Genomic DNA, 19093 nt, shown 5'->3' on the forward strand with positions numbered 1-19093 from the left:
CACGGCGATTTTCGTTCGCAGAAAGGGTGACAATCGTGCAATGAAGGTATATTTTGTTTTTTGCCCGAAAATGGCAGAAGATAGCCGCACAATGACTGGCAAATCATGAATTTCACCTTCGGGTGCTACGGCATAACAGGCAAATCAAAGATGCGCGGTATTTTACCCGCAGCAGTCATTCACATGCTTTACAGACGGCGCTAAAACGCCTGTCACAATCACACTAAACAAAGAGTACGGAACCCACTCATGGATATTCGTAAGATTAAAAAACTGATCGAGCTGGTTGAAGAATCAGGTATCTCCGAACTGGAAATTTCTGAAGGCGAAGAATCTGTTCGCATCAGCCGCACAACGGCAAATGCCGGTTTTCCGGTGATGCAGCAGGCTTATGCGGCGCCGATGATGCAGCAACCTGCTCTGTCTAACGCTGTCGCGCCAGCGGCTACTCCAGCAATGGAAGCGCCTGCCGCAGCGGAAATCAGTGGTCACATCGTACGCTCCCCAATGGTTGGTACTTTCTACCGCACCCCAAGCCCGGACGCGAAAGCGTTCATCGAAGTGGGCCAGAAAGTGAACGTGGGCGATACCCTGTGCATCGTTGAAGCCATGAAAATGATGAACCAGATCGAAGCAGACAAAGCAGGTACTGTGAAAGCGATTCTGGTCGAAAGTGGTCAACCGGTAGAATTTGACGAGCCACTGGTCGTCATCGAGTAACGAGGCGAACATGTTGGATAAAATTGTCATCGCCAACCGCGGCGAGATCGCACTACGTATTCTTCGTGCCTGTAAAGAACTCGGCATCAAGACCGTCGCTGTGCACTCAAGCGCGGATCGCGATTTAAAACACGTATTGCTGGCGGATGAGACGGTCTGTATTGGTCCGGCGCCGTCCGTAAAAAGTTATCTGAACATCCCGGCTATCATTAGCGCCGCTGAAATCACCGGCGCGGTGGCAATCCATCCGGGCTACGGCTTCCTTTCTGAGAACGCCAATTTTGCCGAGCAGGTTGAACGTTCCGGCTTTATCTTTATCGGCCCGAAAGCGGACACCATCCGCCTGATGGGCGATAAAGTGTCCGCTATTACCGCTATGAAAAAAGCGGGCGTGCCGACCGTGCCAGGATCTGACGGCCCGCTGGGCGACGATATGAATGCGAACCGCGCTCATGCCAAACGTATTGGCTATCCGGTGATCATCAAAGCGTCCGGCGGCGGCGGCGGCCGCGGTATGCGCGTGGTTCGTAGCGATGCTGAACTGGCGCAGTCCATCTCCATGACCAAAGCGGAAGCGAAGGCGGCTTTCAGTAACGACATGGTGTACATGGAAAAATACCTGGAAAATCCACGCCACATCGAAATTCAGGTGCTGGCGGACGGCCAGGGCAACGCTATCTATCTGGCGGAACGCGACTGTTCCATGCAGCGTCGCCACCAGAAAGTGGTTGAAGAAGCCCCGGCGCCAGGCATTACGCCGGAACTGCGTCGCTATATCGGCGAACGCTGCGCGAAAGCGTGCGTAGACATCGGCTATCGCGGCGCAGGGACGTTCGAATTCCTGTTCGAAAACGGCGAGTTCTATTTCATCGAAATGAACACCCGTATTCAGGTTGAACACCCGGTGACTGAAATGATTACCGGCGTCGATTTGATCAAAGAACAGTTGCGCATCGCGGCGGGTCAGCCGCTGTCGATCACTCAGGACGAAGTTGTGGTTCGCGGCCATGCGGTAGAATGCCGTATCAACGCCGAAGATCCGAACACCTTCCTGCCAAGCCCCGGCAAAATCACGCGCTTCCATGCGCCAGGCGGCTTTGGCGTTCGCTGGGAATCCCATATCTACGCGGGCTACACGGTGCCGCCGTACTATGATTCCATGATTGGCAAACTTATCTGCTACGGTGAAAACCGCGACGTGGCGATTGCCCGTATGAAAAATGCCCTGCAGGAACTGATTATCGATGGTATAAAAACCAATATCGATCTGCAGACCCGCATCATGAATGACGAGCACTTCCAGCACGGTGGAACCAACATCCACTATCTGGAGAAAAAACTCGGTCTTCAGGAAAAGTAATCGCACGTTAATCTTAAAAGGCCGGTTAATCCGGCCTTTTTTATTTCTGGGGATAGCGATGCCCCATCATGTACAATTCCCGCTTTCTTCACCCACAAGGGACAAAAAATGGACGCTCGTTTTTTTCAGGCCCATAAAGAGGCGCGCTGGGCGCTGTGGCTGACCCTTTGCTATCTGGCGGTATGGTTAGTGGCTGCTTACTTACCTGGAAACTCGCCGGGAATTACCGGTCTGCCGCACTGGTTCGAGATGGCCTGCTTATTGACGCCGCTGGTCTTTATTTTGCTGTGCTGGGCGATGGTGAAATTCATTTATCGCGATATTCCGCTGGAGGATGACGATGCAGCTTGAGGTCATTCTACCGCTGGTAGCCTATCTGGTTGTGGTATTCGGGATCTCCGTTTACGCCATGCGCAAACGTACCGCAGGCACCTTTTTAAACGAATACTTTCTTGGCAGCCGTTCGATGGGCGGGATCGTGCTCGCGATGACGCTTACCGCCACCTATATTAGCGCCAGTTCATTTATCGGCGGTCCCGGCGCGGCTTATAAATACGGTTTAGGCTGGGTATTGCTGGCGATGATCCAGCTTCCCGCCGTCTGGCTTTCACTGGGTATTCTGGGTAAAAAATTCGCTATTCTGGCGCGTCGCTATAATGCCGTTACGCTTAACGATATGCTATTCGCCCGCTACCAAAGCCGCCTGTTGGTATGGCTGGCAAGCCTGAGTTTATTGGTCGCGTTTATTGGCGCAATGACCGTACAATTTATCGGCGGCGCGCGGCTGCTGGAAACCGCAGCGGGGATCCCCTACGAAACCGGCCTGCTCATATTTGGCGTCAGTATCGCACTCTATACGGCATTTGGCGGCTTTCGCGCCAGCGTACTTAACGATACGTTACAGGGCCTGGTGATGCTGATCGGCACAGTAGTATTGCTGGTCGGCGTGGTTCATGCGGCGGGCGGTTTAAGCCAGGCCGTTGACACGCTACACGCTCTCGACCCCAAACTGGTGACGCCGCAGGGTGCCGATAACATACTTTCTCCCGCCTTTATGACCTCTTTTTGGGTACTGGTCTGTTTTGGCGTGGTTGGCCTGCCGCATACGGCGGTGCGCTGCATCTCCTATAAAGATAGTAAAGCGGTACACCGGGGCATTATTATCGGTACGATTGTCGTGGCGATTTTAATGTTCGGAATGCACCTTGCCGGCGCGCTGGGTCGTGCGGTGCTTCCGGATCTGACGGTGCCGGATCTGGTGATCCCCACCCTGATGGTGAAAGTCTTGCCGCCGTTTGCCGCCGGGATCTTCCTTGCTGCGCCAATGGCGGCGATCATGTCGACAATTAACGCCCAACTGCTGCAAAGTTCCGCGACGATCATTAAAGATCTCTATCTCAACCTGCGCCCCGATCAGATGCAAAATGAGATCCGGCTGAAGCGTATGTCGGCAGCGATCACATTACTGTTAGGCGCGCTGTTGCTGCTGGCCGCGTGGAAACCGCCAGAGATGATCATTTGGCTCAACCTGCTGGCGTTTGGCGGCCTGGAAGCGGTGTTCTTATGGCCGCTGGTATTGGGCCTTTATTGGGAGCGGGCAAACGCGGCAGGCGCGTTAAGCGCCATGATCGTGGGCGGCGTGCTATATGCCCTGCTTGCCACATTTAATATTCAGTATCTGGGCTTTCATCCGATTGTGCCCGCGTTACTGTTAAGTTTACTGGCTTTTCTGATCGGAAACCGATTCGGTTCCTCCGCTTCGCAAGCCACCGTATTGTCTACTGATAAATAAAGAGTTTTGCCATGCCATGGATCCAATTGAAACTGAATACCACCGGCGCGAATGCTGAAGATTTGAGTGATGCGCTGATGGAAGCGGGCGCCGTCTCCATCACCTTTCAGGATACGCACGATACGCCGGTTTTTGAGCCGTTGCCGGGCGAAACCCGTCTGTGGGGCGATACCGATGTGATCGGTCTGTTCGACGCCGAAACCGACATGAAAGACGTTGTCGCGATTCTGGAGCAACATCCCCTGCTGGGCGCCGGATTTGCCCATAAAATCGAACAACTGGAAGATAAAGACTGGGAACGCGAATGGATGGATAATTTCCACCCGATGCGCTTTGGCGAACGTCTGTGGATTTGCCCCAGTTGGCGCGATATCCCGGACGAGAATGCGGTCAACGTGATGCTCGACCCGGGACTGGCGTTCGGTACGGGTACGCACCCCACCACATCCTTATGTCTGCAATGGCTGGACGGGCTCGATCTCAACGGCAAAACCGTGATCGATTTCGGCTGCGGTTCCGGCATTCTGGCGATTGCCGCGCTGAAGCTGGGGGCGGCAAAGGCGATTGGCATTGATATCGATCCACAGGCTATCCAGGCCAGTCGCGATAATGCCGAACGCAACGGCGTGTCTGAGAGGCTGGAGCTGTATCTGCCGAAAGACCAGCCAGACGCCATGAAAGCCGACGTGGTCGTCGCTAACATCCTGGCTGGCCCGTTACGCGAACTGGCGCCGTTAATCAGCGTGCTACCCGTTGAGGGCGGTTTGCTGGGCCTTTCCGGTATTCTTGCCAGCCCGGCGGAAAGCGTCTGCGACGCTTACGCCGAGCTTTTCACTCTCGACCCGGTCGTTGAAAAAGAAGAGTGGTGCCGCATTACTGGCCGTAAGAAATAGTTCTTGTCTGCGTGGTCGCCTGGCCACGCTTTTCTCCACACAACTCGCCTTAACGCCTTTCTGCTACTTCGATATAATATTAAATAATTTATTGATTTATATAATAATCCATCCAATTAAACGTCTCGAAATTCGAACGGCGAACTTGCCGTTGTCGTGATGATGTTTGCAGGAGGCACGCTAAGGAACGCTTGTGGCAATCTCCCCCTTCAGGCTGGCAATGGTGAAAAATCACGCGCAGCGGGAAAGTGATCTTGTCCTGAAACGAGACGGCGATCCCATTCATTTGGGGTAATTAGCTTATAAAAAAAGCAGATTATCCCGTTCATCTTGTTCCTGGACGAAGAAATATAGAGAAGTTACGGGAATTTGTAAGCGCGTACAAAACCGACAACAATGAATAACTCTATGATTTTAATGAATTATCAATTTATTTTACTGTTTTTAAGCACGATTCATTGATCTACAACAGTGGATTGTTCAAAGTTTGGCCTTTCATCTCGTGCAAAAAATGCGTAATATACGCCGCCTTGCAGTCACAGTATGGTCATTTCTTAACTCATGCGCATCGGACAATATCAGCTCAGAAATCGCCTGATCGCAGCGCCCATGGCTGGCATTACTGACAGACCTTTTCGGACGCTGTGCTATGAGATGGGAGCAGGATTGACAGTATCCGAGATGATGTCTTCTAACCCGCAAGTGTGGGAAAGCGATAAATCTCGTTTACGGATGGTGCACGTTGATGAGCCAGGTATTCGCACGGTGCAAATTGCCGGCGGCTCCCCGGTTGAGATGGCCGATGCCGCACGTATTAACGTGGAAAGCGGCGCCCAGATTATTGATATCAATATGGGGTGCCCGGCGAAGAAAGTGAATCGTAAGCTTGCAGGTTCAGCCCTCTTGCAGTACCCGGATTTAGTGAAGTCTATACTCATCGGGGTCGTAAACGCAGTGGACGTTCCTGTGACTCTCAAGATTCGCACCGGCTGGGCGCCGGAATACCGTAACTGCGTAGAGATTGCCCAACTGGCTGAAGATTGTGGTATTCAGGCTCTGACCATCCATGGCCGCACCCGCGCCTGTTTGTTCAACGGAGAAGCTGAATATGACAGTATTCGGGCAGTTAAGCAGAAAGTTTCCATTCCGATTATCGCGAATGGCGACATTACTAACCCGCGTAAAGCCAGAGCTGTTCTCGACTATACAGGGGCAGATGCCCTGATGATAGGCCGCGCAGCTCAGGGAAGACCCTGGATCTTTCGGGAAATCCAGCATTATCTGGACACTGGGGAGCTGCTCCCGCCGCTGCCGCTGGCAGAGGTGAAGCGCTTGCTTTGCGCGCATGTTCGGGAACTGCATGACTTTTACGGTCAGGCAAAAGGGTACCGAATCGCGCGTAAACACGTCTCCTGGTATCTCCAGGAGCACGCTCCAAATGACCAGTTTCGGCGCACATTCAACGCTATTGAGGACGCCAGCGAACAGCTGGAGGCGTTGGAGGCATACTTCGAAAATTTTGCGTAAACAGAAATAAAGAGCTGACAGAACTATGTTCGAACAACGCGTAAATTCTGACGTACTGACCGTTTCTACCGTTAACTCTCAGGATCAGGTAACCCAAAAACCCCTGCGTGACTCGGTTAAACAGGCACTGAAGAACTATTTTGCTCAACTGAACGGTCAGGATGTTAATGACCTGTATGAGCTGGTACTGGCTGAAGTAGAACAGCCCCTGTTGGACATGGTGATGCAATACACCCGTGGTAACCAGACCCGTGCTGCTCTGATGATGGGCATCAACCGTGGTACGCTGCGTAAAAAATTAAAAAAATACGGCATGAACTAATTTCGATTAGCTAACTGCTTGTTTAAAAAGGCGCTACTCGGCATGGGGAAGCGCCTTTTTTATACGCACCATATGGAATTTGGTCATGAAAGCGGAATGTGAACCTCAGTACTTTGGCGATGAATCGAAGAAGATTATTCACGGTGACGCGCTAACAGAACTTAAAAAACTGCCTTCTGAAAGCATTGACTTAATTTTTGCCGATCCGCCGTACAATATCGGAAAAGATTTCGACGGTATGGTGGAATCCTGGGATGAAGCATCTTTTCTGGCCTGGCTGTATGAATGCGTTGATGAATGCTACCGCGTGCTGAAGAAACACGGCACCATGTACATCATGAACAGCACAGAAAATATGCCGTATATCGATCTCAAATGCCGAACGCTTTTTACCATCAAAAGCCGTATCGTCTGGTCCTATGATAGTTCCGGGGTACAGGCGAAAAAATACTTTGGTTCTATGTATGAACCAATCCTGATGATGGTAAAAAACCCGAAAAGCTATACCTTTAACCGCGACGCGATTCTGGTCGAGACCACGACGGGCGCTAAGCGCGCGCTAATTGATTATCGAAAAAACCCGCCCCAACCATACAATCAGAAAAAAGTACCGGGCAACGTCTGGTCATTTCCACGCGTACGTTATCTGATGGATGAATATGAAAACCATCCTACGCAAAAACCCAGCGCGCTGTTAAGACGGATCATACTGGCCTCTTCTAACCCAGGAGATACCGTGCTGGACCCTTTCGCGGGTAGTTTTACTACGGGCGCTGTCGCAGCGATGTCAGGACGTAAGTTTATCGGTATTGAAATCAATAATGAGTACGTAAAAATCGGCCTCAGAAGATTGAGCATCACTTCGCATTATTCAGAAAATGAACTTGCAAAAGTTAAAAAGAGAAAGACAAAAAACCTATCAAAAAAGCGGCGAAATGTTGGGATAAATGCGCTATTTTCAGAGAAGTAAAAGCATTGTAAGTCCGCTTTTCAGCGTCAAAATTTCATGTATATTCCCAGCACGCATGGGCATGAATACACAGGATTTGACGATGATACGTAAGTATTGGTGGCTGGTTGTTTTTGCCGTCTCCGTTTTTCTTTTTGATGCGCTTTTGATGCAATGGATCGAATTGATGGCAACTGAACAGGATAAGTGTCGAAACATGGACTCTGTTAACCCTCTCAAATTGATCAATTGTACCGATCTGGAGTAGCGAACCGGGCGATTTAACCTATGATTATTTATCGCCTGGATTTCTTTTATCCCTTATAAAATCAGTGTATTAAAACACTTTAAGGATAAAAGAAGGGGGATACTATCTCGTCCTTTTCTTTTCCTGCATAACCAATGAGCTAACGAAACATGCCGGTTAGTGAGTACAACCACATCCTTGTGGCGGTTTCATTTGCTGTCGCTATTTTTGCGTCCTATACCGCATTAAATATGGCCGGACGCGTTGTCGGAAACGCCAGAACAAGCGCCAGAATATGGCTAATGGGCGGCGGATTCGCACTGGGCGTCGGTATTTGGGCTATGCATTTTGTTGGGATGCTGGCGATGGATCACGCGATGAACATGCGCTTCGATCCTTTCCTCACCGGCCTCTCCATGCTGATTGCGATCGGTTCCTCCCTTTTTGCGTTATGGCTGGTCAGCGCTGAAAAATTGCGCCTGCGCCGCTTACTGCCGGGCGCGCTGGTGATGGGGTTGGGCATCAGCGCAATGCATTATACCGGGATGGCGGCGCTGCAATTCGCTTCCATCATCGTCTGGAATAGCGCGTGGGTTGCTCTCTCTATCATTATCGCGCTACTGGCGTCCTACGCCGCGCTGTGGCTCACGTTCCGCCTGCGTCATGAGGGAACGGATGTTGCTCTGAGGCGAGCAGGCGCCGCGGTATTAATGGGGATAGCTATCGCCGGCATGCATTACGCCGGCATGAAGGCCGCGCACTTTCCCCAAAACTGGCCGATGGAGCATCGTGGCGTCGATGGCAACTGGCTGGCTATTCTTGTCAGCGTGGTAGCGCTGACTATCCTGGGTATTACTCTGCTGGTTTCTTTATTTGACGCCCGGCTTCAGGCCCGTACCGCACGGCTTGCCTCTTCGCTGGCACAGGCGAACCAGGAACTGGCACAGTTAGCGCTGCATGATACGCTCACCCGATTACCAAACCGGGTACTCCTTGAGGATCGTCTGGAACAGGCCATCAGCAAAGCGAATCGGGAAGGTACGCCTTTCGCGCTACTGTTTATGGATCTGGATGGCTTTAAAACCGTTAATGACGCTTATGGTCATGATATCGGCGATAAGTTATTGGTGGCGGTAACGCATCGTCTGAACCAACCGCTGAACGGTCAGTTTACCCTGGCGCGGATTGGCGGCGATGAGTTTGTGCTGCTCGCAGAAGTCAGCGCGCCTGACGAAGCGGCTTCCCTTGCCAGCGCGCTGGTACATTCGATAGATGCGCCCTTTACGATAGATCCGTATGAACTGGTCGTCACCCTTAGCGTTGGAATAGCGCTCTATCCGCTGGACGGAAAAAACGAACGGGAACTGATGTTCAACGCCGATGCCGCGATGTACCACACGAAACATACGGGGCGTAACTGTCAGCGCCAGTGATATAAGACGGTAATTCACCATTTGGATTGTCCGCTCCCCCCAACATGTTGTTTCCTTAAGGTTCTCACACCAGAAAGGACATCAACATGCTGAGCAGAGAGGACTTTTACATGATAAAGCAAATGCGCCAGCAGGGCGCGTACATTGTCGATATTGCGACTCAGATTGGTTGCTCTGAACGGACGGTCAGACGCTACCTCAAATACCCTGAACCGCCAGCCAGAAAGACCCGCCACAAAATGGTTAAGCTGAAACCGTTTATGGATTACATCGACATGCGCCTGGCAGAGAATGTCTGGAATAGTGAGGTTATCTTCGCGGAGATTAAGGCAATGGGTTATACGGGCGGACGTTCCATGCTGCGTTACTACATCCAGCCCAAACGTAAAATGCGTCCGTCAAAAAGAACAGTTCGCTTCGAAACTCAGCCTGGATACCAGCTCCAGCACGACTGGGGCGAAGTTGAGGTGGAGGTTGCCGGGCAACGGTGCAAAGTTAACTTTGCGGTTAATACGCTGGGGTTCTCCCGCCGCTTCCATGTCTTCGCAGCACCAAAACAGGATGCTGAGCATACCTACGAATCACTGGTTCGCGCCTTCCGCTACTTCGGTGGTTGTGTGAAAACGGTGCTGGTTGATAACCAGAAGGCTGCGGTGCTGAAGAATAACAACGGGAAAGTCGTGTTCAACTCCGGATTCCTGTTGCTGGCCGACCACTATAACTTCCTGCCACGGGCATGCCGTCCACGCAGGGCCAGAACAAAAGGTAAGGTTGAGCGAATGGTGAAATACCTCAAGGAGAACTTCTTCGTCCGGTACCGCAGGTTCGACAGCTTCACTCATGTTAATCAACAACTGGAGCAATGGATAGCCGATGTGGCTGACAAACGGGAACTTCGCCAGTTCAAAGAAACGCCGGAACAGCGCTTCGCGCTGGAGCAGGAACATCTGCAGCCGTTACCGGATACGGACTTCGATACCAGTTACTTCGATATCCGCCATGTGTCCTGGGACAGCTATATCGAGGTTGGTGGTAATCGTTACAGCGTTCCCGAAGCGCTGTGTGGTCAGCCGGTATCGATACGAATATCGCTGGATGACGAGTTGCGGATCTACAGTAATGAGAAACTGGTGGCCTCACATCGCCTCTGTTCGGCATCGTCTGGCTGGCAGACAGTGCCGGAGCATCACGCCCCGCTCTGGCAGCAGGTCAGTCAGGTGGAACATCGACCACTGAGTGCCTATGAGGAGCTGTTGTGATGCATGAGCTGGAAGTCCTGCTGAGTCGCCTGAAAATGGAGCATCTGAGTTATCACGTTGAAAGCCTGCTGGAACAGGCAGCTAAAAAAGAGCTGAACTACCGGGAGTTCCTGTGCATGGCGCTACAGCAGGAATGGAACGGCAGGCATCAGCGCGGTATGGAGTCCAGGCTGAAGCAGGCTCGTCTGCCGTGGGTCAAAACGCTGGAGCAGTTCGACTTTACCTTCCAGCCGGGCATCGACCGTAAGGTTGTCCGGGAACTGGCTGGTCTGGCGTTCGTGGAGCGCAGCGAAAACGTGATCCTGCTGGGACCTCCTGGTGTCGGAAAAACTCATCTGGCCATAGCTCTTGGCGTGAAAGCGGTGGATGCGGGACATCGGGTACTGTTTATGCCACTGGACAGACTGATCGCGACACTGATGAAAGCGAAACAGGAAAACCGTCTGGAGCGTCAGCTGCAGCAACTGAGTTATGCCCGGGTGTTGATCCTGGATGAAATAGGCTATCTGCCGATGAACAGAGAGGAAGCCAGCCTGTTCTTCCGGCTACTGAACCGTCGATATGAAAAAGCGAGCATCATACTGACGTCAAACAAAGGGTTCGCAGACTGGGGAGAAATGTTCGGAGATCACGTGCTGGCAACAGCGATACTGGATCGGTTGCTACATCACTCAACCACGCTGAATATCAAAGGAGAGAGTTACCGGTTAAAAGAGAAACGTAAAGCTGGAGTGCTGACCAAAAACACAACGCCAATCAGTGATGATGAAATGGTGAAAAGCGGACAGCATCAGTAACGAAAGTATCTTAGCGGGCATGAAAATGGCAAATAACGGTCAAACATCGTGGCGTTGACATAACGGATACCATTTCTTTCAGCCATCAATGAATATGCTGGCGCAAACCCAACTTCAGCTAATGAATGACCTGTGGCTGGCGCTGGAGAGACAAGAGCTCAGGCTGGTATATCAGCCTAAATTTCAGGCCCCTGCCGGCCCCATTGTAGGATTTGAGGCATTGCTGCGCTGGCATCATCCAAAACAAGGCGTACTGAATCCTGACCAGTTTTTACCGCTGGCGGAAAAAACGGGTCTTATTGTCGCCATCGGTAGCTGGGTTATCAACGAGGCGTGTCGCCAGCTCCGCGAGTGGCACTTACAGGGATACGCCTTATGGTCAGTTGCGGTAAACCTGTCCGCCTTACAATTTGAGCAGCCTGGCCTTGTGGATACCATTAGGCAGAGCCTGGCCCGACACAATATCCGGCCCGATTTGTTGATTCTGGAAATCACCGAAACCACAGCGATGAATAAGCCGGAGCAAAGCGTCGCTATACTAACCAGATTAACGGAAATGGGGGTTAAGGCCTCTATTGACGACTTTGGCACCGGTTATTCCAGCCTTCTCTATCTGAAACGTCTTCCGGCGTGCGAACTAAAAATTGATCGCGCTTTCGTGCATGAACTCAGCGCGGCAGGCGACGGCGCGACCATTGTTGCGGCTATTGTCGCACTGGCGAAAGCGTTAAATCTGCAAATTGTGGCAGAAGGCGTAGAAAATGAAACGCAGCAACAATTTCTGACACAATTGGGATGCCATACGCTTCAGGGATTCCTGCTTGGCAAACCGCGCACTGCAGAGGAAATCGATCGCGATATTCTCGATTCCACCAATACATTTATCAGGTCAATATATAATACCCGCCAAAAGTAATCTCAGGCTCCTTCCGCCTGATGTTCATTCGACATTAATTGCGTCACACAGCCATCCGGACTTAGCATTTTTAATACGTTATCGACTAATGTTGGCGCCTGCTTATAAAGATCATAACTTGTGGGATTCATTAACCAGTTCTTTACTATTCCGCTGAAACTACCGTGCAGAATAATTAATATGACGCCTAAATCAAGACTGCCTGAAATCAGCTTTTTATCCATACATTGCTGTAATACTTCAAGCAACGACTGATGATGGAAACCAATCTTCTCCCGAATGGTCTGTTCCGATATCATGCCATTATGGAACTCACATTTATGATATAAAATCTGCATTAACGCCTGCTGGCGAGGCACTGCCGCAATATATTGTAAGGCTGCAATAAATTTCTCACGTAAATCCTGTAAAGGATTATCATTCCTGTATCCCGTAAGCCTATCCTGAATGAGTTCGCGTAAAGGCGGTTGCTGTAACCAGACCTCGTTAAACAACTGCGTTTTATTCTCAAAGTGCCAGTAGATGGCTCCCCGCGTGACATCAGCGGCATCAGCGATATCGTTCAGTGTCGTGTTGGCAACGCCGCGCAAAGCGAACTGCACAATAGCGGTTTCAATCAGATGTTGCCGTGTCTTAAGCGCATCCGCCTTCGTTTTCTTCGCCATAATTAAGATATCCGGAAACATAAAAACGATACATACGCTGGTAAAATATTCAGCACAAAAAACAACTTTACCATGTCCTTTTTAGCCAGACGAGAGACAGCTATTTTTATTTCGCACAACATCGCCAAATCAATAATAAAAATAAATGCATTAGATAAATATATTCACATAGGATATGTATTCCGAATTATGTAATTCAACTTCATAAGTTTACTAATCCGGACATTATGAAACGACAAAGAATGAATGTCTTTTGCTTTTATGTGCCGTGAACCCCACCCCAAAATAAGTATTACTTACATCACAAGCTAATAATTTGTAGGATACCCCTCTGCTATTCTATTTTTCGCGCGTTAACGCCTTACCATCACCCGGTAAATAACGAGCTTTCGGTTTTTTAAGGAACAGTAATGACGAAACATGCCAGGTTTTCACTCCTGCCCTCATTCATCATATTCTCTGCTGCGCTGCTGGCCGGTTGTAACGACCAGGGAGATACCCAGGCTCATCCCGGCGAGCCGCAAGTCACCATCCATGTGGTCGAAACAGCGCCGTTAGCCGTAACGACCGAACTTCCCGGACGTACGTCTGCATTTCGCATTGCGGAGGTTCGCCCCCAGGTGAGCGGGATCGTGCTTAAAAGAAATTTCACCGAAGGTAGCGATGTGGAGGCCGGACAGTCGCTTTATCAGATCGATCCTGCCACTTATCAGGCCGATTATGACAGCGCTAAAGGCGAACTTGCTAAAAGCGAAGCGGCTGCGGCTATCGCGCACCTGACGGTCAAACGCAATGTTCCGCTGGTCGGCACAAAATATATCAGCCAACAGGAATATGATCAGGCGATTGCCGACGCCCGCCAGGCCGATGCCACCGTTGTGGCGGCAAAAGCCGCTGTTGAAAGCGCGCGTATTAACCTTGCGTATACCAAAGTCACCTCGCCCATCAGCGGGCGTATAGGAAAATCTAACGTGACTGAAGGCGCGCTGGTGACTAACGGTCAGTCAACTGAACTGGCTACCGTACAGCAACTCGACCCGATTTATGTCGACGTTACGCAATCAAGCAACGACTTTATGCGACTCAGGCAATCCGTCGAACAAGGTAGCCTGCATAAAGACAGCGCAAGTAGCACGGTTGAACTGGTCATGGAAAATGGTCAGGTCTATCCGCTTAAAGGCACACTGCAATTTTCCGACGTTACCGTAGATGAAAGCACCGGCTCTATCACGCTCAGGGCGGTTTTCCCCAATCCACAGCACAGCTTACTTCCCGGTATGTTTGTTCGTGCCCGCATTGATGAAGGCATCCAGCCCAATGCCATCCTTGTCCCCCAGCAGGGCGTGACCCGCACGCCGCGCGGCGACGCAATGGTGATGGTAGTTAACGATAAAAGCCAGGTCGAAGCCCGCAATGTCGTGGCGGCGCAGGCTATTGGTGATAAATGGCTCATCAGCAAAGGGTTAAAACCGGGCGATAAAGTCATCATCAGCGGCTTACAAAAAGCGCGACCGGGCGTCCAGGTGAAAGCCACTACCGATGCTTCGGCTGCGAAAACGGCGCAATAAGGTAACCGTACATGGCAAACTTTTTTATTAGACGTCCTATTTTCGCCTGGGTTCTGGCCATTATCCTGATGATGGCGGGCGCACTGGCAATAATGCAACTTCCCGTTGCGCAGTACCCAACCATTGCGCCGCCAGCGGTTTCTATTTCTGCGACCTATCCTGGCGCGGATGCGCAGACGGTACAGGATACAGTTACTCAGGTTATCGAACAAAATATGAACGGCATCGATAACCTGATGTATATGTCCTCTACCAGCGACTCTGCCGGTAGCGTGACCATCACCCTGACCTTCCAGTCCGGAACCGATCCGGATATCGCGCAGGTTCAGGTGCAAAATAAATTGCAGCTCGCCACGCCTTTACTGCCGCAAGAAGTCCAGCAGCAGGGGATTAGCGTTGAAAAATCCAGCAGCAGCTTTTTGATGGTCGCCGGGTTTGTCTCGGATAATCCGAACACTACCCAGGACGACATCTCTGACTATGTCGCCTCTAATATTAAGGATTCTATCAGCCGTCTGAATGGCGTGGGCGACGTTCAGCTATTTGGCGCGCAGTATGCCATGCGTATCTGGCTGGATGCGAATCTGCTAAATAAATACCAGCTCACGCCAGTTGACGTCATCAACCAGTTAAAAGTACAGAACGACCAGATTGCAGCAGGCCAACTGGGCGGCACGCCAGCATTACCAGGCCAGCAGCTTAACGCCTCAATCATCGCCCAAACGCGTCTGAAAGATCCACAAGAGTTCGGCAAAGTTACGTTGCGAGTCAATGCCGACGGTTCTGTCGTCCATCTCAAAGATGTCGCGCGTATTGAGCTTGGCGGTGAAAACTATAACGTTGTGGCGCGCATTAACGGTAAACCGGCCTCCGGTCTGGGTATTAAACTGGCGACCGGCGCCAACGCGCTGGATACCGCAACCGCAATCAAAGCAAAACTGGTGGAGCTGCAACCTTTCTTCCCTCAGGGAATGAAGGTGGTTTATCCCTATGACACAACGCCCTTCGTAAAGATATCTATTCACGAAGTAGTAAAAACGCTGTTTGAAGCGATTATTCTGGTGTTCCTGGTAATGTATCTGTTTTTACAGAATATCCGGGCAACTCTGATTCCTACCATCGCTGTTCCCGTCGTATTGTTAGGCACTTTCGCAATACTCTCCGCCTTTGGCTATTCCATCAATACCCTGACGATGTTCGGCATGGTACTGGCGATAGGGCTGTTGGTTGACGATGCGATAGTGGTCGTAGAAAACGTTGAACGTGTGATGATGGAGGATAATCTTTCTCCCCGAGAGGCGACGGAAAAATCCATGTCGCAGATTCAGGGAGCGCTGGTGGGTATCGCGATGGTACTGTCTGCGGTATTTATCCCGATGGCCTTTTTTGGCGGCTCAACCGGGGCAATTTATCGTCAGTTCTCTATTACTATTGTTTCAGCAATGGCGCTATCCGTTCTGGTTGCGTTGATTCTGACGCCAGCGCTGTGCGCTACGCTGCTTAAACCCGTATCTGCTGAACATCACAAGAAAAAAAGCGGCTTCTTTGGCTGGTTCAATGCCAGGTTTGACCACAGCGTTAACCACTATACTAACAGCGTTAGCGGTATCGTTCGTAATACGGGTCGCTATCTCATTATCTATCTGCTGATTGTTGTCGGAATGGCGGTTCTGTTTTTACGCCTCCCGACCTCCTTCCTGCCGGAAGAAGATCAGGGGGTATTCCTGACCATGATTCAGCTCCCCTCTGGCGCTACGCAAGAACGTACGCAGAAAGTGCTGGATCAAGTCACTCATTACTACCTGAATAATGAAAAAGTGAACGTCGAAAGCGTGTTTACCGTAAACGGCTTTAGCTTTAGCGGTCAGGGACAAAACTCAGGGATGGCATTTGTCAGCCTTAAACCCTGGGAAGACCGTAGCGGTGAAGAAAATAGCGTCGAAGCCGTTATCGCCCGAGCAACACGCGCCTTTAGCCAGATTCGCGACGGGTTGGTGTTCCCCTTCAACATGCCGGCGATTGTCGAGTTAGGTACCGCGACAGGTTTCGACTTTGAACTGATCGATCAGGGAGGACTCGGTCACGATGCGCTAACAAAAGCGCGTAATCAACTCTTAGGTATGGTCGCAAAGCATCCGGATCTGTTAGTGCGCGTACGCCCGAACGGGCTGGAAGACACGCCACAGTTCAAGCTGGATGTCGATCAGGAAAAAGCGCAGGCGCTCGGCGTTTCGTTGTCTGATATCAACGAAACCATCTCCGCGGCGTTGGGCGGCTATTACGTTAATGACTTTATCGATCGTGGGCGAGTGAAAAAAGTATACGTTCAGGCTGATGCTCAGTTCCGTATGCTGCCAGAAGATATCAACAATCTTTATGTACGCAGCGCCAATGGCGAGATGGTTCCCTTCTCTACCTTTAGCTCAGCACGGTGGATTTATGGTTCGCCACGCCTGGAACGCTATAACGGGATGCCGTCAATGGAACTACTCGGCGAAGCAGCGCCCGGACGAAGCACTGGTGAAGCAATGGCGTTAATGGAAAACCTGGCTTCACGGCTACCAAACGGTATTGGCTATGACTGGACAGGTATGTCGTATCAGGAACGGTTGTCAGGTAACCAGGCGCCGGCGCTGTACGCAATCTCACTCATCGTCGTTTTCCTCTGCCTTGCCGCACTGTATGAAAGCTGGTCAATTCCGTTCTCGGTAATGCTGGTCGTACCGCTCGGCGTGGTTGGCGCTCTGCTCGCAGCGTCATTGCGCGGTCTGAACAATGACGTTTACTTCCAGGTTGGTTTGTTAACCACTATTGGCCTTTCTGCTAAAAACGCCATCCTGATTGTCGAGTTCGCGAAAGATCTTATGGAGAAAGAAGGGCGTGGATTGATCGAGGCAACGCTGGAAGCATCCCGTATGCGTTTACGTCCTATTCTAATGACCTCGCTGGCCTTTATTCTCGGAGTAATGCCGTTGGTTATCAGTCGTGGCGCGGGTAGTGGGGCGCAGAACGCAGTAGGAACAGGGGTGATGGGGGGAATGTTAACCGCAACCTTATTCGCTATCTTCTTCGTGCCAGTATTCTTTGTTGTTGTAAAACGCCGATTTAATCGCCATCATGATTAATCGGTAAACAGAGGCGTCTTCGGACGCCTTTTTTAAACGGTACGTCTTTAGCTCTGCTATTCTCCCCTCTCCGCTTACCTCTGTATTCTCCATAGTTTTTACAATTCACATGAATTGAGATTATTCCTCATGTCGGTCATTTTTTATGTAGTGGTAAAATAACTCTCGTTTTCGCAGCGGTTAGAGCCAGCATTGATATTGCTGTACTTCGCGAAACACTTATTAATGAGGTAACACCATGAAAAAACTAATTCCAGTTGCATTGCTTACCACCTTATTGGCAGGTTGTGCACATGACTCTCCCTGCGTACCGGTTTATGACGATCAAGGGCGGCTGGTTCATACCAATACATGTATGAAAGGTACAACGCAGGATAACTGGGAGACAGCAGGCGCTATTGCTGGCGGCGCTGCAGCAGTAGCAGGGTTGACGATGGGTATCATTGCGCTTTCTAAATGATACATGCAGGCGCGGCAATGCCGCGCTTTCAGTAATAATATAAAGATCATAAGGATACTCAGCTCAGCTACGTAATCTGTTCAGCATATCCCCCGAAAGTTAAGACGGTAAAACGCATCCTTTTCTTATTCGCTAATCCCGACTCTATTGTTCAAATTCCTGTTCAATACAGACAACATCGTAGGTTGATAGAATCGTAAGCCATATTAAAAACACACGTCGTACAATAAGTCTTAGAATCTGGCCCATTAGGCATAATTGTTGCTGGCAATTTGGACAAAACCAGATCGTACACGTAGTACGGTGAGGATTTTGAGCACTGTCCAGGGTCAGACTGGCAAATGAAATAGCCTAATGGCCCAGGCTCTCAGTCCTCAACAAATATTTCCATCGCTTATTAGAGGGCTAAGTAAAAACCGTTTGTATATCAATATCAGCACAGGTCACATTCGATGGTTCAGGCGGATATGTGACGGGAAATCACGTTTATTAAAACGGTTTTTATCAACTCGACGAGGATGTCATAAACCAAATATAAAACGCGTCGGCATCATTATCCGCCAGCCTTTTCCACAGAAAAATAAATGCAAAAAGGCCCAATCTTTCGATTGGGCCTCTTGCTTTATTTGATGTCTGGCAGTTCCCTACTCTCGCATGGGGAGACCCCACACTACCATCGGCGCTACGGCGTTTCACTTCTGAGTTCGGCATGGGGTCAGGTGGGACCACCGCGCTACTGCCGCCAGACAAATTCTTTTTTAAATACCGAACTTTAACCGTATTAAGTGGTGCTGATACCCAGAGTCGAACTGGGGACCTCACCCTTACCAAGGGTGCGCTCTACCAACTGAGCCATATCAGCACACTAAATTTGATGCCTGGCAGTTCCCTACTCTCGCATGGGGAGACCCCACACTACCATCGGCGCTACGGCGTTTCACTTCTGAGTTCGGCATGGGGTCAGGTGGGACCACCGCGCTACGGCCGCCAGGCAAATTCTTTTGTGCTCTGTACGCAATTCTTTATCGCATCAGCGGTGTTGGCTGCATTCGTAAAGTCA

The 19093-nt window shown here is 50.6% G+C and carries 15 protein-coding genes, 1 tRNA gene, 2 rRNA genes and 2 pseudogenes; 16 read left to right on the forward strand and 4 right to left on the reverse strand.

Features of this window, described 5'->3' with window-relative positions:
• The first annotated feature begins 249 nt into the window (after positions 1 to 249).
• The 13 genes and pseudogenes from accB to ACE15A_RS21605 form a co-directional block, all read left to right on the forward strand.
• A complete protein-coding gene (gene accB, locus ACE15A_RS21545; RefSeq protein ID WP_000354626.1) occupies positions 250 to 720 on the forward strand; it encodes an acetyl-CoA carboxylase biotin carboxyl carrier protein in 471 nt (156 codons plus the stop codon).
• A 10-nt stretch (positions 721 to 730) separates the two neighbouring features.
• Positions 731 to 2080 carry an acetyl-CoA carboxylase biotin carboxylase subunit gene (accC, locus tag ACE15A_RS21550; RefSeq protein WP_000884627.1) on the forward strand — a complete coding sequence of 450 codons (1350 nt, stop codon included), beginning with the start codon at positions 731 to 733 and terminating at the stop codon, positions 2078 to 2080.
• 108 nt (positions 2081 to 2188) lie between these two features.
• On the forward strand, positions 2189 to 2431 hold the full coding sequence (locus ACE15A_RS21555; RefSeq protein ID WP_053508305.1) for a YhdT family protein: 243 nt from the start codon (positions 2189 to 2191) through the stop codon (positions 2429 to 2431).
• Positions 2421 to 3872, forward strand: coding sequence for a sodium/pantothenate symporter (panF, locus tag ACE15A_RS21560; protein WP_053508307.1), 1452 nt, complete (start codon positions 2421 to 2423; stop codon positions 3870 to 3872). The genes ACE15A_RS21555 and panF overlap by 11 nt, the downstream gene beginning before the upstream one ends.
• Before the next feature lie 11 nt (positions 3873 to 3883).
• On the forward strand, positions 3884 to 4765 hold the full coding sequence (gene prmA, locus ACE15A_RS21565) for a 50S ribosomal protein L11 methyltransferase (protein ID WP_064055693.1): 882 nt from the start codon (positions 3884 to 3886) through the stop codon (positions 4763 to 4765).
• A 561-nt stretch (positions 4766 to 5326) separates the two neighbouring features.
• Positions 5327 to 6292: a tRNA dihydrouridine synthase DusB gene (gene dusB / locus ACE15A_RS21570; RefSeq protein ID WP_023246345.1), complete on the forward strand. Its 966-nt coding sequence runs from the start codon at positions 5327 to 5329 to the stop codon at positions 6290 to 6292.
• A 25-nt stretch (positions 6293 to 6317) separates the two neighbouring features.
• Complete coding sequence (gene fis / locus ACE15A_RS21575; protein WP_000462905.1) at positions 6318 to 6614, forward strand: DNA-binding transcriptional regulator Fis; 297 nt, start codon at positions 6318 to 6320, stop codon at positions 6612 to 6614.
• An 85-nt stretch (positions 6615 to 6699) separates the two neighbouring features.
• Entirely contained in the window at positions 6700 to 7584 is an 885-nt protein-coding gene (yhdJ, locus tag ACE15A_RS21580) for an adenine-specific DNA-methyltransferase (protein ID WP_053508312.1), read from the forward strand.
• A gap of 82 nt (positions 7585 to 7666) precedes the next feature.
• Positions 7667 to 7831 carry a DUF2556 family protein gene (locus tag ACE15A_RS21585; RefSeq protein ID WP_000620015.1) on the forward strand — a complete coding sequence of 55 codons (165 nt, stop codon included), beginning with the start codon at positions 7667 to 7669 and terminating at the stop codon, positions 7829 to 7831.
• 149 nt (positions 7832 to 7980) lie between these two features.
• Positions 7981 to 9228: pseudogene (locus ACE15A_RS21590) on the forward strand (MHYT domain-containing protein); the annotation flags it as partial.
• Between the two features lie 101 nt (positions 9229 to 9329).
• Complete coding sequence (gene istA / locus ACE15A_RS21595; RefSeq protein WP_000952373.1) at positions 9330 to 10502, forward strand: IS21-like element IS21 family transposase; 1173 nt, start codon at positions 9330 to 9332, stop codon at positions 10500 to 10502.
• A complete protein-coding gene (gene istB / locus ACE15A_RS21600; protein WP_000544830.1) occupies positions 10502 to 11299 on the forward strand; it encodes an IS21-like element IS21 family helper ATPase IstB in 798 nt (265 codons plus the stop codon). The genes istA and istB overlap by 1 nt, the downstream gene beginning before the upstream one ends.
• Before the next feature lie 61 nt (positions 11300 to 11360).
• A pseudogene (locus tag ACE15A_RS21605) lies at positions 11361 to 12215 on the forward strand (putative bifunctional diguanylate cyclase/phosphodiesterase); the annotation flags it as partial.
• Between the two features lie 2 nt (positions 12216 to 12217).
• On the opposite strand, the gene envR reads toward ACE15A_RS21605, so the two are convergent.
• On the reverse strand, positions 12218 to 12880 hold the full coding sequence (gene envR / locus ACE15A_RS21610) for an acrEF/envCD operon transcriptional regulator (RefSeq protein ID WP_064055694.1): 663 nt from the start codon (positions 12878 to 12880) through the stop codon (positions 12218 to 12220).
• Positions 12881 to 13290: 410 nt separating this feature from the next.
• Here envR and ACE15A_RS21615 point away from each other — a divergent pair, with 410 nt between their 5' ends.
• The 3 genes from ACE15A_RS21615 to ACE15A_RS21625 all read left to right on the forward strand — a co-directional run bounded on the left by ACE15A_RS21615 (position 13291) and on the right by ACE15A_RS21625 (position 18033).
• Entirely contained in the window at positions 13291 to 14448 is a 1158-nt protein-coding gene (locus ACE15A_RS21615; RefSeq protein ID WP_053508316.1) for an efflux RND transporter periplasmic adaptor subunit, read from the forward strand.
• Positions 14449 to 14459: 11 nt separating this feature from the next.
• Positions 14460 to 17573: an efflux RND transporter permease subunit gene (locus tag ACE15A_RS21620; protein ID WP_053508318.1), complete on the forward strand. Its 3114-nt coding sequence runs from the start codon at positions 14460 to 14462 to the stop codon at positions 17571 to 17573.
• A gap of 238 nt (positions 17574 to 17811) precedes the next feature.
• On the forward strand, positions 17812 to 18033 hold the full coding sequence (locus ACE15A_RS21625; RefSeq protein ID WP_023246338.1) for a lipoprotein: 222 nt from the start codon (positions 17812 to 17814) through the stop codon (positions 18031 to 18033).
• A 631-nt stretch (positions 18034 to 18664) separates the two neighbouring features.
• Here ACE15A_RS21625 and rrf (ACE15A_RS21630) read toward each other — a convergent pair.
• The 3 genes from rrf (ACE15A_RS21630) to rrf (ACE15A_RS21640) form a co-directional block, all read right to left on the reverse strand.
• Positions 18665 to 18780: ribosomal RNA gene (rrf, locus tag ACE15A_RS21630) — 5S ribosomal RNA — on the reverse strand.
• Between the two features lie 39 nt (positions 18781 to 18819).
• Positions 18820 to 18895 (reverse strand) — tRNA-Thr (locus ACE15A_RS21635).
• Positions 18896 to 18909: 14 nt separating this feature from the next.
• Positions 18910 to 19025: ribosomal RNA gene (gene rrf / locus ACE15A_RS21640) — 5S ribosomal RNA — on the reverse strand.
• Positions 19026 to 19093: the final 68 nt, after the last annotated feature.

This window comes from Salmonella sp. HY31 (assembly GCF_042604575.1).
Taxonomy (GTDB): Bacteria; Pseudomonadota; Gammaproteobacteria; order Enterobacterales; family Enterobacteriaceae; genus Salmonella; species Salmonella diarizonae.